A 15088-nucleotide genomic window follows, 5' to 3' on the forward strand; every position below is an offset into this window, starting at 1 on the left:
CTGCTTTCAAAATTTGAGATGGTCGGGGCCGAAGCTGTGCGGCAGCAGTTCGCCCAGAGTCCATTGCTGACGGATGCCGCCGGGGTCGGCCGCGAGGATGAGCAGTTCTGCTGTCGCGAACTCGCGCAGCTTTTGCCGACATCCACCGCAGGGTGTGATCACGTTTGGCCCGGGTCCACTGACCAAGACCGCCTTGGCTTCGCGGCCACCGGCCATCACCATCGCACCGAGTGCGGTGGCTTCGGCGCACCAGCCCTGCGGGTAGGCGGCGTTTTCAATATTCGCGCCCACATGGATGCGGCCTTGCTCGTCCAGAATCGCCGCCCCCACCTGATAGCGCGAATAGGGCGAATGCGAATGCGCGCGTGCGGCCAGGGAGGCGGCCAGCAGGCGCTCTTTCAATTCGGGCGTGAGTTCAAGCATGCTCAACGCTCCTTCACATACGGTGTGCCCAGTGCCTTGGGCGCCAGGGCCTGGCCGATGAAGCCGGCCAGCAAAACAACCGTCAACAAATAAGGCAGCGCTTGAATCAGCTGCACCGGCACCTCACCCACGCCGGGGATGGCCACACCCTGCATGCGGATCGCCAAGGCGTCCAAAAAGCCGAACAGCAGGCAGGCAAACAGCGTAGGCACCGGCTTCCATTTGCCGAAAATCAGCGCCGCCAGGGCGATGAAGCCACGCCCAGCCGTCATATTGGGCGAGAAGGAAGCATTCTGTGCCAGCGTCAGATAGCTACCCGCCAGGCCGCACAGAACGCCGTTGATCAGCAGCGCCGCATAACGCAGCTTGGCCACGGACACCCCGGCCGCATCAACCATGGCCGGGTTCTCACCCACCGCACGCAAGCGCAGGCCCGGTCGGGTGCGTTCCATGAAGAACCACACGCCAGCCACCAGGGCAAAAGCCAGATAGACCAGCACGTTATGGCTCAGCAAGCCGTGGCCGACGATGGCACCCAGCCAGTTGCCCAGATCGGCTTGCGCGCCGCTGGGCTCGCTCCAGGCCGGCACCAGGCCGGTCAGGCGCACGCTGGGGTCGATGGGTGGGGTCTGGCCGCCTTGGGCGAACCAGGCAATGCCCAGCACGGCGGTCAAGCCTGCCGCCACCATATTCAGGGCCACGCCCGACACCACTTGGTCGCCGCGATGGCTGACACAGGCAAAGCCGTGAATCATGGACATGAAACTCGCCACGGCGATGGCGGCCAACAGCGCCAGCCCCGTCGAATGCGTCACCGTGCCCACGGCCGCTGCGGCAAAGGCGGCGAACAGCATCTTGCCTTCCAGTCCGATGTCCACCACACCGGAGCGTTCACAGATCAAGCCGGCCAAGGCGCACAGCAGCAGCGGCACCGACAGCCGCAGGGTCGAGGCCAGCAACGAGCCCAGCATCAACTCATCCATGAGCCGGCTCCTTTTCTTTCTTCTCGAACGCGGCCAGCACGCGGCCAAACAGCGGCACGCTCACGGTGGCCATGGCGCCAGCGAACAGCACGATCAGGCCTTGGGCCGTGACCACCATATCGCGGCTGAAACCGGGGATCTCGAAGCTCAACTCCACCCCGCCTTGATAAAGCATGCCAAACAGCAAAGAGGCCAGCACGATACCCACCGGGTGGTTGCGCCCCATCAGCGCCACCGCAATGCCGGTGAAACCGGCGCCGGCCACAAAGTCCAGCGTCAGCTTGCCCTGCACGCCGGAGATTTCATTCACCGCCACCAGGCCGGCCAAAGCGCCCGACAAGCCCATTGCCAACAAGACTTGGCGCTTGGGCGCAATGCCGGCGTAATGCGCCGCACGCGGCGAGGAACCGACTGCGCGCAAGGCATAGCCCGGGCCGCTCTTCCACAAAAACCATTGCACGAACACGCAGGCCAGCAGCGCCAGCAACAAGCTCAGATTCAGCGGCGAGGACGGCAACTCCCAACCCACCATTTCAGCCAAGCTGTGCAAGCTGGGCATGCGTGCGCTGTCGGCAAAAGCCTGGCTTTCCACCGCCATGCTGTCGCTGGGCCGCAGCCAATTGACCAGCAAATAGACATTCAGGCTGCTGGCCAGAAAGTTGAACATGATGGTGGTGATGACGATGTGGCTGCCGCGCCAGGCCTGCAAATAGCCCGGCACCGCCGCCCAAGCCATGCCGAACAGCGCGGCCGCTAGCACCAGCAGTGGCAACAGCACCAGCGCCGGCAAATGCGGCCCCAGCAGCAAGGCCAGCAGCGCCAGGCCCAGGCCACCGAAAGTGGCTTGGCCTTCACCACCGATATTGAACAAACCGGCGTGAAAAGCCACCGCCACGGCCAGGCCGGTGAAGATGAAGGTGGTGGTGTAGTAAAGCGTGTAGCCGATGCCGCGGGCGCTGCCTAGGGCACCGTTGAGCAAGACACCGAGTGCTTGCGCAGGGCTTTGGCCGATCAGTAGCAGCACCAGGCCGGCGACGCCCAAGGCCACGGCCAAATTCCACAGCGGCAGCAGACCGACATCGATCCAGCGCGGCAAAGGTTTGAGGGACTGGCTCACGCGGCCACCTCCTGATGTTGTGCCGCCATCAACAAGCCCAATCGTTTTTCATCACAGTCTTCAATCGCCAACTCACCGGTGATGCGACCACTATTCATCACCAGCACCCGATCCGCCAGGGCCAGGATTTCGTCCAACTCGCTGCTGACCAACAGCACCGCGCAGCCCGCATCACGCAAGGCGCGCAGCTGCTTGTGGATGAACTCGATGGCGCCGATATCCACCCCGCGAGTGGGCTGGCCCACCAGCAAAACCGTGGGCGCCTGGCCGATCTCTCGCGCCAGCACCAGCTTTTGCTGATTGCCGCCGGAGAACTTGGAGGACCCCAGATTCACATCACGTGGCCGCACATCAAAGCGCTCTTGCATGGCTTGCGTGGCGGCGCGCATGGCGCCGTGATTCAAGCCCAAGCCTTGCTGATACTCAGGGCGATGCTGATAACCCAGCGCCGCCGTTTCCCAGGCCGGGAAGCTCAGCACCATGGCGCAGGCCAGGCGGTCTTCCGGCACATGGGCCAGCTTGAGTTCGCGCGCCAGGCCGGGCGTCAGCCAATCACCGCTGGCCGCGTCAAAGGCCCGCTCGCCCACTTGCATGCGGCCGCCTTGCGGCGCCAGCATGCCGGACAGCACTTCCAGCAATTCACTCTGGCCGTTGCCGGAAACACCGGCCACGCCAACGATCTCACCCGCATGCAGGCTGAGGCTGACCTCGCTGAGCGCATGCACGCCATTGGCGGAGCGGACGCTCAAGCCTTGCGCTTGCAGGCGCAGGGCCTCGCCACTGGGTTTGAGGCCGGCCACCCGGCCCAGATTGACCTTGCGCCCGACCATGGCCTCGGCCAGATCGGCCTCGGAGGTGTCGGCGATGGCGCGGGTCTGAATCACCTGGCCGGCGCGCATCACGGTGACCGTGTCGCACAAGGCCATCACTTCCTTGAGCTTGTGGGTGATCAAGATGATGGTGGTGCCACTCTTGTCCCGCAGACGGCGCAGGGTTTCAAACAACTGCGTCGTTTCTTGCGGGGTCAGCACCGCGGTGGGCTCGTCCAGGATCAAAACCTTGGCGCCACGGTACAGGGCTTTCAAAATCTCGAGGCGCTGCAACTCGCCCACGGGCAAGTCGCCCACCAGGGCGTCCAAATGCACATGCAGGCCGGTCTCGGCCATCAAAGCTTCCAGACGCTGGCGCACGGTGCGTTTACCGCGCTGCAGGAAAAAGCCGGGCTCGGCGCCCAGCATGATGTTGTCCAGGCAAGTCAGCGTGTCCACCAGCATGAAATGCTGATGCACCATCCCTAAGCCCAGCTCAATCGCCTGATGCGAATTGGCGATCTGCACCGCCTGGCCGTTGACCTCGATATGACCCGAGTCGGCCTGGTAGTAGCCGTACAGAATCGCCATCAAGGTGCTTTTGCCGGCGCCGTTCTCGCCCACCAGGCCATGCACGCTGGCCGGGGCAATATCCAAGCTGACGGCTCGATTGGCCTGCACCGCGCCAAAGCGTTTGCTGATTTGATGCAAACGCACGGCGGCCGCTGCAGGCACGGCGGGCATCGCAGCCCCAGGGGCCACGCCCCGCTCCAAGGAAGTCATCAGTATTTGCAGCCGCCGGTGGCCATGAAGTCCACGACCTTGATCTTGCCGGAAATGATGTCGGCCTTGATGGCCTCCACCCGGGTCTTCAGCGCGGGCGTGATCAGCTTGGCGTTGTGCTCGTCCAGGGCGTAGTCCACGCCGCCTTCTTTCAGGCCCAGATCGCTGACGCCGGGCTGCCAGCCCTTGAGCACGTTGTAAACCGCCACATCCACCCGCTTGACCATGGAGGTCAGCATGGTGCCGGGCTGCAGATGGTTCTGATTGCTGTCCACGCCGATGGCCAACTTGCCGGCGTCTTTGGCGGCCTGGTAGACACCGGTGCCGGTGCCGCCAGCAGCGGCGAACACCACGTCCGAGCCCTTGGCGAACTGGGCCTTGGCCAATTCACCACCCCGCGTGGGGTCATTCCAGGCGGTGGAGGTGGTGCCGGTCATATTGGAGAACACCTCGGCCTTGGGATTGGTGGCCTTGGCGCCCTGCTCGTAGCCGCACTGGAATTTGCGGATCAGCGGGATGTCCATGCCGCCGACAAAGCCGACCTTGCCGGTCTTGCTGGCCAGCACCGCCATGGCGCCGACCAGATAGCTGCCTTCATGCTCCTTGAAGAGCAGGGACTGCACATTGGGGCGATTGACCCGCGCATCGATGATGGCGAACTGGGTCTTGGGGAAATCTTTGGCCACCTGTTCCAGGGCCGAGGCCTGCGCAAAGCCCACGCTGATGATGGGGCTGGCGCCACGCTCGGCCATGCGGCGGATGGCCTGGGCACGCTGGGTGTCGTTGCTGATCTCGAATTCGAGGTAAGTCTTGCCGGTTTCCTTCTTCCAGCGCTCGATGCCCCGGTAGGCCGACTCGTTGAAACTCTTGTCGAACTTGCCGCCCATATCGAAGATGACGGCGGGTTGGGTCTGGGCTTGGGCCTGGCAGAGGCCGGCCGCAGCCATCAGCGTGAGAGTCACAGCGGCGCGAAAAAGCGGATGGGGTGCAATCATGGCGGTGGCAAGAGCTGGCTGAGATGAAGTAAAGGGCAAGAAGCGTGGTTGTCAGGCAGGCAAAAACACCAGCCTCACGTTCACGCGCGGCACATTGTAAGAAGCGCCAGTGTATCGACAGCGGAGTAGAAACACTAAAACGTTTGCGCCCGCATCAACAAAGGCTTCTCGCGGATTGCTTGCAGGCCGAATTTGGGCTCCAAATTGACTATTTTTTGATCACATCAGCCTGCGGCGGCTCGCCGCCAAGCCTGTTCTACAAGGCCTTTGGGCTTGAGTAGGATCAAAACGTCATTCAAAAGTGCCGGCCTACAATAAGAATCATTCGCGATTCGATTTATTTTCGCACTACTCACGCTGTTGCGCCGGCACCGCACAGCCAGGATGCCCCATGACTCAAGCACCGCCCGCCAACCTCGCGCTGGCTTCCATTGGTGAGCCTTTGCTGGTCCAGCACGTCAGCGCCCCCGCCCACGCGCCGGAATGGGCGCAATGGTTGGAGGAGATCGGTTTTTTGCCGGGTGAGGCGGTCCGAGTGATGGCACGCGGCTTGCCCGGTGCCGATCCGCTGGTGGTACGCATTGGCACCTCCACCTTCGCCTTGCGCCGCGCTGAGGCCGAATGCGTGCTGGTCAGCCGCCCCACGAATTCCGCCAAGATCGCCCCTCATGTCCGTTGAATCCGTCATCCACGTCCATCGCGGCGGCCCCTTGCTGGCCCTGGTGGGTAATCCGAATTGCGGCAAAACCGCCCTCTTCAATCGCCTGACCGGCAGCCACCAAAAAGTTGCCAATTACGCCGGCGTGACGGTGGAGCGCAAGGAAGGTCGCCTGCTCAGCGCCGCAGGCCGCGCCCTGCGCCTGCTGGACCTGCCGGGCACTTACAGCTTGCACGCGCGCTCGCCCGATGAGCGCGTCACCTGCGATGTGCTGAGCGGCCGCGCGCAAGGCGAAAAGCGCCCCGACCTGGTCATCTGTGTGCTCGACGCCACGAATCTGCGCCGCAATCTGCGCCTGCTGCTGGCCGTCAAGCGCTTGGGCCTGCCCTGCGTGGCGGCGCTGAATATGAGCGACCTGGCCGCCAAGCGCGGCTTGCACATCGATACCAAGGCGCTGTCACAAGCCCTGGGCGTGCCGGTGATCAGCACCGTGGCCACCCACGGCCAGGGCATTGACGAACTCAAGGCCCTGCTCGATCAAACCCAGGTTTGGCAAGGCCCGGCCCCCGGCGCCCAAGCGGAGCTCAGCGCCGAAGCCGACCATGCGGTGGTGCGCCAGATCCTGCAGGACCTGGGCCTGGATGTGCAATTGCCCGACCTGCTCAGCGACAAGGCCGACCGGGTCTTGCTGCACCCGGTGGCCGGCTTGCTGATTCTGGGCGCTGTGCTCTTCCTGCTGTTCCAGGCGGTGTTCTCTTGGGCCGAGGCGCCCAAGGACTGGATCGAAGGCGGCATCGCCTGGCTCGGCGCGCAGCTGACCCAAGCCATGCCGGCCGGCTATTTGCAAAGCCTGCTGGTGGACGGCGTGCTGGCCGGCGCGGGCAGTGTGCTGGCTTTTTTGCCGCAGATCCTGATCTTGTTCTTCTTCATCCTGGTGCTCGAAGAATCGGGCTATCTGCCACGTGCCGCCTTTTTGCTGGACCGCTTGATGGGCAGCGTCGGCCTGTCGGGCCGCAGCTTCATTCCGCTGCTGTCGAGCTTTGCCTGCGCCATTCCCGGCATCATGGCCACGCGCAGCATCGCCAATCCGCGCGACCGCCTGGTCACCATCATGATCGCGCCGCTGATGACCTGCTCGGCCCGGCTGCCGGTCTATGCCTTGTTGATTGGCGCATTCATTCCGCAACAGCAAATCTGGGGCGGGCTGGAATTGCAGGGCCTGGTGCTGTTCGGCCTCTACCTGGCGGGCATCGTCGGCGCCATGGCGGTGGCCTGGGTGCTCAAGCAATTCACCAGCCGCGCCCAGGTGCGGCCCTTGATGATGGAATTGCCCAGCTACCACTGGCCCAGCCCACGCAATGTGTTGATCGGCTTGTGGCAGCGCGCGCAAATCTTCATCAAACGGGTCGGCGGCATCATCCTGAGCCTGACCATCATTCTTTGGGCGCTTGCCAGCTTCCCCGCCCCGCCACCGGGCGCCACCGGCAGTGCCATCGAGTACAGCATCGCCGGCTATCTGGGCCGAGGCTTGGCGGTTTTGTTCGAGCCCCTGGGCTTCAACTGGCAGATCAGCCTGGCCCTGGTGCCAGGTCTTGCCGCCCGCGAGGTGGTGATCAGCGCGCTGGGCACGGTCTATGCCCTGTCGGCCAGCGGCACCGATGCGGCGCAAGCCCTGGCCCCGCTGATCGCCAAGAGCTGGTCTTTGCCCACAGCCTTGTCGCTGCTGGCCTGGTTTGTGTTTGCCCCACAGTGCATGGCCACCTTGGCCGCAGCGCGGCGCGAAACCGGCAGCCTGAAGTGGCCGCTGCTGATGGCGGCTTATCTCTTCGGTCTGGCCTATGCCGCGGCCTTCATCACCTTCCGACTCAGCAGCATGTTGTTGAGCTGACATTGGCCGCACACCCACCCAGCCAGCCGCTCAACTAGGTGTTTACGTTGATGCCAGAGGCCTCTAGCAAGGGCTTTAGAGGGGCAAAGCTGTCCATACAATGCCCAGCTAAATCTTGACCCGATCAAGCCATCCCGTGTTTCTTGGAAAAACCACCATGCAAGTTTCCCGACTGCTCGCCGCCCTGTTGTTGACGAGCGCCACCCAGGCCTTTGCTGCAGACCCAAGCTACCTGCTGGTCGATCATTCCAACGCGTCGCTGATGGACAAGGCTACGGCCAAAGAAGTCTGGGCCAGCAAGGGACCTGCCAAGTTCCACAAGTTCTACCCGGTCAAGAAGTGGGGCTTTGCCACGGACGTGGAAGGCGGCTTCGATGCCGACAAAAACTGCATCATCACCGCCCGCACCACCATGCTGCCGCGCGGCGTGAAGGTGGACACCTTGGTCTTGCGGCCCGCCAAGTCGGCCACCACGTTCGGCATTCAAGCCAACGCCACAGTCGAGCAATGCAAGGCCCTGGCCAAAGCCAAGCTGAGCGACAGCATGGACGCCGTGCGCACCGCCCTGCTGCACGACTAAAAACATCCGTGAACGCGGCGCCGAACTCGCAAGCCTTGAATGGCTTGCTTTTCGGCGCTTTTTAGTTTGGCCAGCGACTAGGCTGCCGCCCTAGACTCAGCGCATGGAGCATTCGCTGAGTTTTCGCGTTCGCGTCGCCGAGGTGCTGCGTGCCAGCGCCGTCTTCGGCTCACTGAGCGAAATCGTGCTGCAGGCCCTGGTGGGCGTGATGGACGAGTGGCGGGTGCATGGCGGCGAAGAGCTGATCCGTGAAGGCGCGGAATCCGACAGCATTCTCTTCGTCATCAGCGGCGGCCTGCGGGTCTGGCGCCGCGACCGGGACGGTCGCGTGCTGCTTTACAACCAAGTCCAGCCCGGCCAGAGTGTGGGCGAGCTGGGCATGATTCTCCAGCAGCCACGCGCCCAGCATGTAACGGCCTTGCGCGACTCGCGCCTGGCGCTGCTGAGCCGCCAGGCTTACGAGCAGCTCTTGCAGCGTTTCCCGCTCGAACTGAGCCAGGTCTTTCTCAAAGCCGTCTACGACCGCATGCGCAATGCCACGGACGCGGTCGCCGTTCAAGGCCTGGCGCAAACCTTCGCCCTGGTGCCCTTGCACGCGGACCCCGGCGTCGGGCCACTGGCGCAGGAGCTGAGCCTGGCGCTGTCCAAGCTTGGCCGCACCGCGCATCTTTGCCAAAGCCCGGACGGCCAGCAGTTGCTGCTCAACGGCGAGCTGTTCACCGGCCAGGATTGGGCTCGCCTGGAGGATGAGCATGAGTTCATCCTCTACGAAACCCCGGATCGCGATTGCGACTGGAGCCGCTTCGCCCTGCGTCAGGCCGACCAGCTGATCTATGTTTCTGCCGCGAATCAATCCCCCGCCCTGACCGCGGTGGAGCAAAGCCTGATGGGCGAGACCGGCTACGCCTTCAAGCGCCATCATCTGGTGCTGCTGCACCCCGCCGATCAGGCCGAGCCGGTGCCGCCCGCTCCATGGCACCAGGGCCGCGACCTGGAACGCATCTACCCGCTGCGGCGCGAGCGGCGCGATGACTCTGAACGCCTGGCCCGCTTTCTCACCGGCCGCGCCGTTGGCCTGGTGCTGGGCGGCGGCGGTGCGCGTGGTTTTGCCCACCTGGGCGTGCTTCGCGCCTTGCAGGAATGCCATATTCCGGTCGACCTGATTGGCGGCAACAGCATGGGCGCACTGATCGGGGCCCAGGTGGCTTGCGACCTCAGCCTGCCCGAGATCTTGCGCAACACCCAAAAATTTGCGGCCGGCGGCGAGCGCCCCACCCTGCCATTGATTTCCATCGTCGGCGGCCGCCGGGTCGAGCGCGACCTCAAGCGCATGTTTGGTGAGCGTTTGATCGAAGGCCTGTGGCGCCCTTATTTCGCCGCAGCCTGCAATCTCACCCTGGGCAATACCACCGTGCAAGACCAGGGCCCGCTGTGGCGCGCGGTGCTGGCCAGCAATTCGCCCGCCGGCCTCTTTCCGCCGGTGCTGTTGGATGGCCAGCTGTTGGTGGACGGCGCGATTCTGGAGAACGTGCCGGTGCAAGCCATGCGTATGCGCTTGGGAACGCCGCTGGAGCGACGGCGCGGCAATGGCCGCATCATCGCCATCGATGTGGATGTGCGTGAGAACCTCAGCGCCGACCCCGGCCTGCAGCGCCTGACGGTAATGAGCACCCTCAAACGCATGCTGTCCGCCAAGGCGCCCTCATCGCCAAGCATTGCCGACATTCTCTACAGCGCCGGCCATGTCGGCGGCTTGAATCAGCGCTTTCGCACCATCGCCCAGGCCGACCACTATTTGGAGCCACCGGTGGCCGATTTTTCCCTCATGGCCTATGCCAAGGGAGCCGATATCGCCGAAGTTGGCTATCGCTACGCCATGGAAAAAATCAGTCAATGGGATCATCACCAGACCGGCCACTGAACGCCCCAGCGCTAAGCCTGCCACTCTCGCTGAGCCAGCGCGAGGTCTGGTTGGATCAGCGGGCCTGGCAGGGCTGCGCCCACCTCAATATTGGTGGTGGCGCATTCCTGGTCGGTCGGCTGGATCTCGCACGCTTTGAGCACGCCTTGCGCCTGCTGGTGAACCGCTGCGACGCCCTGCGCCTGGCCCCGCTGGCCGATGGCACGCAGCAGCTGCTGCCCTTTTTCGAGCCTCGGCTGGAGGTGGTGGACATTGCCCATGGTCAGCCGCTTGACGCCTCGGCCGCCAAGCAGGCCATGCGCGATTGGTGGAATGCCCGCATCCGCGAGCCCTTTGTGCTGGGCGGCCAGCCGCCCTGGCGCTTCGCCCTGCTGCGCGCCAATGATGAGCTGCATGGCCTGACGATTCAGTTCCACCACCTGGTGATGGACGGCTGGGGCACCACCCAGGTGATGCGCGAGTGGGCCGAGATCTACCAAGCCTTGGGCCAGGAAGCCAGACCCGGCGAGGAATTCACCGAGCTGCATCAACTGGTGCAAATACACGGTGCGGGCGATCAGCCCCAAGCGGCGGCCCCTGGCACGCCACCCGCCGGATCAGCACCCGCGGCCAGCTACCTGGACTTCATCGAAGAGTCCACGCAATACCAAGCCTCCGCCCTGTTCGAGCGTGACGCCAATTATTGGCGCCAGCATCTGCATGAATTGCCCAAACCCTTGATCGAGCCGCGCCGGCGCCTGGCTGCCGAGCCCGATGGTGGCAGCGCGCCAAGTAGCGGCGCCAAGTCACTGCCGCCCGCCCATGTCGTGACCCAGCAGTTGGAGCAGGCCGACTACGCGGCGCTGAGCAATGCCGCGCTGGCCCTGGGGGCGACGCCCTTCACTTGTTTTCTGGCCGCCCTGGCGCTCTACTTCGCCCGCGTCCAGGAGCGTCAGTCGGTACTGATTGGGGTGCCCAGCCTGAACCGTTCGGGCCGGCGCTTTCGCCAGACGCCAGGCATGTTTGTAGGCATTCTGGCCATCAAGATCCAGCTCGAGCCGCAAAGCAGCGCTGCTGAGCTGCTCGCTCATGTGGCCCAGCAAGTGCAAGGCGCACTGCGCCACCCGCGCTATCCGCTGAGCGATTTGAGCCACCAATTGCAGTTGCTGCGAGAGGGTCGCGACAGCTTGCTGGACGTGCTGCTGTCCTTCGAACGGCAAGACTATGCTTTGGAGTTCGGCGCGGCGGAGCTGCAGGATTCGCGTCAGCTATTTGCCGGCCTGGCGCGCTATCCGCTGGCCGTGACGGTGTGTGAATTCGCCGGCGCGGCCGACACCGAGATGGTGTTGGAAAGCAGCAGCCTGGCCTTCAGTGCCGCAGAAACCGCCATGCTGGGTCGGCGCATCTGGCACTTGGCCCAAACCTTGGTGCAAGAGCCGCGCGACCGCTTGAGCCAGTTCGAGATCGTGCCGGGCGAGGAACGCTGGGCGCTGCTGGAAGGCTTGCACAAGGATCTGGCCCAGCTCGATGCACCGCAGCCCTATATCGACTTGTTCGAACACCAGGCAGCCCTGCGCCCCGAGGCCTGCGCGCTGATCTGGGAGCAACCCGAGGGCCAAGGCCAGGAAGGAACTACCTGCCAGCTGAGCTACTCGGCGCTGGCGCGCCGGGTCGAGTCCTTGGCGGGGCAGTTGCGCCAGCTCGGTGCCACCCGCAACAAGGTGGTGGCCCTGGCCGCCGAGCGTTCGCCCGAGATGGTGGTGGCCTTGTTGGCCATCGGCCGCGCCGGGGCGGCTTTTTTGCCGCTGGACCCACAACTGCCCCACGCCCGCTTGGCCAGCATCTTGCTCGACAGCGAGGCCGTGGCCTTGTTGGTGGACAGCCATTTGTCGGCCGAGCTGCCGCCCCTGCATTCGCGCTGCCTGCGCATCCCCAAGCTGAGCGAACCCATCCCCGCGCCCGGGACGGCAGGGGCGGCCGAAGCCGTGCATGCCGAATCTTTGTGGACCTGGGCCAAGGCTAGGCCCGAGGATCTGGCCTATGTGCTCTTCACCTCCGGCTCCACCGGCCGGCCCAAGGGGGTGATGATTGAACATGACACCTTGTCGCGCCGCCTGGCTTGGTTGTCGCGCGCCTGGGCCATCAATGCCAGCGACCGCTCGGCCCAGGGCACGCAGCTGGGCTTTGACCCCGCGCTGATCGAACTCTTGCTGCCGCTGACCCAGGGCGCCAGCATCGCTCTGCCCCCCCCGGGCCGGCTGCACCCGCAAAAGCTGGCGGCCTTCATCCTCAAGCATGAGGCCACATTCAGCGCTTTTGTGCCAACCACCCTCGGCGGCCTGCTGGCCGGCTGGCGCGGCAAGAACAGCAAGAGCAAGCAACTCAAGCTGCGTGTGGCCTGCTGCGGCGGCGAGGTGCTGGCGCCCGAGTTGGCGCAGCGCTTTGTCGATGAAACCGGCGTGCAGCTCTACAACGTCTACGGCCCCACCGAGACCGCCATCTTTGCCACCGCCTGGCTGTGCCAGGGCAGCCAGGATGCCAATGGCGATGCAGAGCCTGGCATGCAGACGATGGAACCCAGCGGCGATATCCCCATCGGCCGCCCCATCGATGACACCCGCATCTATGTGCTCAGCCCAGACCTGGAGCCCCAACCCTTCGGCGTGCCGGGCGATATCTTCATCGGCGGCAAAGCGGTGGCGCGCGGCTACCTGGGCCGACCCGACCTGAATGCGCTGGCCTTTGTGCCCGACCCTTTTGTCGAAGCCAGCTTGCCGCCGCAACGCATGTACCGAAGCGGCGACCGCGGTTGGCTGGACACCCTCGGCAATCTGCATTTCAGCGGCCGCAATGACCGCCAGATCAAGCTGCGCGGCTACCGCATTGAGCTAGGTGATGTGGAAGCCGCCTGCTGTGCCGTGCCTGGCGTCAAACAAGCCGTGGTGCAGAAAATTGATCACGAAGGCAAGGCCTTGCTGCACGCCTGGCTGGCGCTGGAGCTGCCGCTAGGCCTGCCCGAGGTGCAAGCCGGCCTACGCGCACGCCTGCCCGACTACATGCGCCCGAGCAGCTTCACATTGATGGCCGAGCTGCCACTGAGCAGCAACGGCAAGATCGACCACAAAGCCCTGCCTGAGCCGCTGCTGGCCGGCGTCAAAGCTGAGCACCGCGAAGCCAATACCGAGCTGGAGCGTGAGCTGCAAAAGCAATGGACGCTGGCCTTGCGCGCGCCGCAGCCCAAGCCCGCAGCGTCCGAAGAGCACACGGCCGAAGCGCCCTTGCCCCTGGTGGGACTGCACGACAACTTCTTCGACCTAGGCGGCGACTCACTCGCGGCCCTGAGCATTCTGGATGCGATGGAGCAGGTTCTGGGCCGCCGATTGCCGCTGCAATTGATCACCGACAACCCCACCATCGCCCAACTGGCCCAAACGCTCACAAAACCGCAAGCTCGGCCCGGTATCCTGCGCGCCATGAACTACAGCCCCGGTGCCGCCCCGCTCTATCTGGCCTCTTCCGGCCACGGTGACGTGATGCGTTTGCAAAACCTCGCCTCGGCCCTGAAGGGCGAGGTCAATCTCTTCATGCTGCAGGCGCCGCTGGACCCGGCGCCCACCACCATGGCGGAATTCGCCAGCCTCTATGCCGACAGCATCCTGGCCCAAAACAACCCACCCGGCTGGTTGGCCGGCTTCTCGGTGGGCGGCATCACCGCCATCGAAACAGCCAATGAACTGGCACGGCGCGGCCACGCGGTGCGCGGCCTGATCCTGCTCGACTCCATCCACCCCGACGCCATGTTTGGCGGTGCCGGCTCCTGGCGCACGCTGGGCTGGCTGGTGCAAAAACTGCATGTTCAAGACCTCAGCATGAATGGCCGCCGCCTGGGCGCCATGTTCAGCGACCCCGGCCTGATCAGCCAGGTGCTGGCTTTGCGCGGCTACCGCTGCGCGGGCTTTGAGGGGCCTGTGCTGCTGATCAAATCCACCGGCCTGGCCAGCTGGAACCGGCTGCTCTTCAAGCCTTGGCAGCGCCTCATGCCCAAGAGCATGGTCACGCGCGAAGTCAGCGGCCTGCACGGCTCGATTTTCGAGCCCCAGCATGTGGACCAGCTGGCCAATGAGTTGCGGGAGTTTCTACAGGCCTGTGAGGCGCTGGAAGGCCGCAGCGACCACGCAGGCGATGCCGAACCCTTGGTTGCGCTGAGCGATACGACCAGCCAAAACCTGCCTTCAGGTCTGCTCGCATGAACCCCTCGATGCACAAGCGGCGCTTGCAGCGCCGGCTGATTCTGCTCGGCCTGTGCCTGCTGGCCTTGCTGGGCCTGGCCTTGGCATGGAGCAGCACGCCGCTGCGCGAGGCCCTTGATCCGGCAAAGCTATTGGCCCAGTTGCAAGCACGCGGTCAAGCCATGGGGCCGCTGCTGACGATTGCATTCTTTTCGCTCGCCGTGAGCCTGGCCGTGCCGCTGAGCTTGCTGACCTTGCTGATGATTGCCGCGCTGGGGCCGCTGCAAGGCGCGCTGGCCAGTGTGGCGGGCGCCTTAATCGGCGCGGCGCTGAGCCACGGCGCCGGCAGCCTGCTGGGCCACGAGGCGCTGTGCCGCCTGGCCGGGCCGCGCGTGCAGCAACTCAGCCAAAGCCTAGGCGAGCGCGGCTTGCTGGCCGTCATCACCTTGCGCCTGCTTCCTGTGGCGCCTTTTGCGGTGGTGAATATGGTGGCCGGCGCCACCCATATCCGCTTGATCGATATGCTGCTCGGCACCTTGATCGGCATCCTGCCCTCCACCCTGGTGATGGCTTTTTTTCTGGACACGATTCTGCAGGCCATCCAACACCCAGGGCCGCTGACCTGGGCCGTGTTGGCCGGGGCCTTGCTGCTGCTGGGCGTGGCCATGGCGCTGGTGCGGCGCTGGATGCAGAGGCAAGGTCGCGAGCTGTAGGCTGGCTCAA

Annotated in this window: 11 protein-coding genes; 6 read left to right on the forward strand and 5 right to left on the reverse strand. The window is 64.5% G+C overall.

The genetic code is table 11. From position 1 onward, the window contains the following. Positions 1-6: 6 nt before the first annotated feature. From cdd to AABB87_RS03425, 5 genes are read right to left on the reverse strand one after another with little or no spacing between them, the layout of a single operon-like run. Positions 7-423, reverse strand: coding sequence for a cytidine deaminase (gene cdd, locus AABB87_RS03405; protein ID WP_341969838.1), 417 nt, complete (start codon positions 421-423; stop codon positions 7-9). A 2-nt stretch (positions 424-425) separates the two neighbouring features. Beyond that, complete coding sequence (locus AABB87_RS03410) at positions 426-1406, reverse strand: ABC transporter permease (RefSeq protein ID WP_341969839.1); 981 nt, start codon at positions 1404-1406, stop codon at positions 426-428. Continuing rightward, on the reverse strand, positions 1399-2523 hold the full coding sequence (locus AABB87_RS03415; RefSeq protein ID WP_295080479.1) for an ABC transporter permease: 1125 nt from the start codon (positions 2521-2523) through the stop codon (positions 1399-1401). The genes AABB87_RS03410 and AABB87_RS03415 overlap by 8 nt, the downstream gene beginning before the upstream one ends. Next, the gene (locus tag AABB87_RS03420) at positions 2520-4115 is read right to left on the reverse strand and encodes an ABC transporter ATP-binding protein (RefSeq protein ID WP_341969843.1); all 1596 of its coding nucleotides are present in this window, start codon (positions 4113-4115) and stop codon (positions 2520-2522) included. Before AABB87_RS03420 ends, AABB87_RS03415 begins: the two co-directional genes overlap by 4 nt. Next, positions 4115-5110, reverse strand: coding sequence for a BMP family lipoprotein (locus tag AABB87_RS03425; protein ID WP_058719984.1), 996 nt, complete (start codon positions 5108-5110; stop codon positions 4115-4117). The genes AABB87_RS03420 and AABB87_RS03425 overlap by 1 nt, the downstream gene beginning before the upstream one ends. Before the next feature lie 391 nt (positions 5111-5501). Here AABB87_RS03425 and AABB87_RS03430 point away from each other — a divergent pair, with 391 nt between their 5' ends. From AABB87_RS03430 to AABB87_RS03455, 6 genes are all read left to right on the forward strand, one after another. Then, a complete protein-coding gene (locus AABB87_RS03430; RefSeq protein ID WP_341969844.1) occupies positions 5502-5789 on the forward strand; it encodes a FeoA family protein in 288 nt (95 codons plus the stop codon). Further along, complete coding sequence (gene feoB, locus AABB87_RS03435; protein ID WP_341969845.1) at positions 5779-7656, forward strand: ferrous iron transporter B; 1878 nt, start codon at positions 5779-5781, stop codon at positions 7654-7656. The genes AABB87_RS03430 and feoB overlap by 11 nt, the downstream gene beginning before the upstream one ends. A 157-nt stretch (positions 7657-7813) precedes the next feature. Next, positions 7814-8236, forward strand: a complete 423-nt coding sequence (locus AABB87_RS03440; RefSeq protein ID WP_341969846.1) for a hypothetical protein — start codon at positions 7814-7816, stop codon at positions 8234-8236. 103 nt (positions 8237-8339) lie between these two features. Further along, on the forward strand, positions 8340-10157 hold the full coding sequence (locus AABB87_RS03445) for a patatin-like phospholipase family protein (protein ID WP_341969847.1): 1818 nt from the start codon (positions 8340-8342) through the stop codon (positions 10155-10157). Then, complete coding sequence (locus tag AABB87_RS03450; RefSeq protein WP_341969848.1) at positions 10130-14386, forward strand: non-ribosomal peptide synthetase; 4257 nt, start codon at positions 10130-10132, stop codon at positions 14384-14386. Before AABB87_RS03445 ends, AABB87_RS03450 begins: the two co-directional genes overlap by 28 nt. Next, on the forward strand, positions 14383-15078 hold the full coding sequence (locus tag AABB87_RS03455; RefSeq protein WP_341969849.1) for a TVP38/TMEM64 family protein: 696 nt from the start codon (positions 14383-14385) through the stop codon (positions 15076-15078). Before AABB87_RS03450 ends, AABB87_RS03455 begins: the two co-directional genes overlap by 4 nt. The last annotated feature ends 10 nt before the right edge of the window (positions 15079-15088 follow it).

The sequence above is a fragment of the Roseateles sp. PN1 genome (genome assembly GCF_038419725.1).
Taxonomy (GTDB): Bacteria; Pseudomonadota; Gammaproteobacteria; order Burkholderiales; family Burkholderiaceae_C; genus Paucibacter_A.

Bases quoted from the DNA above. Each gene is read 5' to 3' on its own strand.
- cdd (WP_341969838.1), bottom strand. From the start codon at position 423: ATGCTTGAACTCACGCCCGAATTGAAAGAGCGCCTGCTGGCCGCCTCC.
- AABB87_RS03445 (WP_341969847.1), top strand. From the start codon at position 8,340: ATGGAGCATTCGCTGAGTTTTCGCGTTCGCGTCGCCGAGGTGCTGCGT.
- AABB87_RS03440 (WP_341969846.1), top strand. From the start codon at position 7,814: ATGCAAGTTTCCCGACTGCTCGCCGCCCTGTTGTTGACGAGCGCCACC.
- AABB87_RS03430 (WP_341969844.1), top strand. From the start codon at position 5,502: ATGACTCAAGCACCGCCCGCCAACCTCGCGCTGGCTTCCATTGGTGAG.
- feoB (WP_341969845.1), top strand. From the start codon at position 5,779: ATGTCCGTTGAATCCGTCATCCACGTCCATCGCGGCGGCCCCTTGCTG.
- AABB87_RS03455 (WP_341969849.1), top strand. From the start codon at position 14,383: ATGAACCCCTCGATGCACAAGCGGCGCTTGCAGCGCCGGCTGATTCTG.
- AABB87_RS03420 (WP_341969843.1), bottom strand. From the start codon at position 4,115: ATGACTTCCTTGGAGCGGGGCGTGGCCCCTGGGGCTGCGATGCCCGCC.
- AABB87_RS03425 (WP_058719984.1), bottom strand. From the start codon at position 5,110: ATGATTGCACCCCATCCGCTTTTTCGCGCCGCTGTGACTCTCACGCTG.
- AABB87_RS03450 (WP_341969848.1), top strand. From the start codon at position 10,130: ATGGGATCATCACCAGACCGGCCACTGAACGCCCCAGCGCTAAGCCTG.
- AABB87_RS03410 (WP_341969839.1), bottom strand. From the start codon at position 1,406: ATGGATGAGTTGATGCTGGGCTCGTTGCTGGCCTCGACCCTGCGGCTG.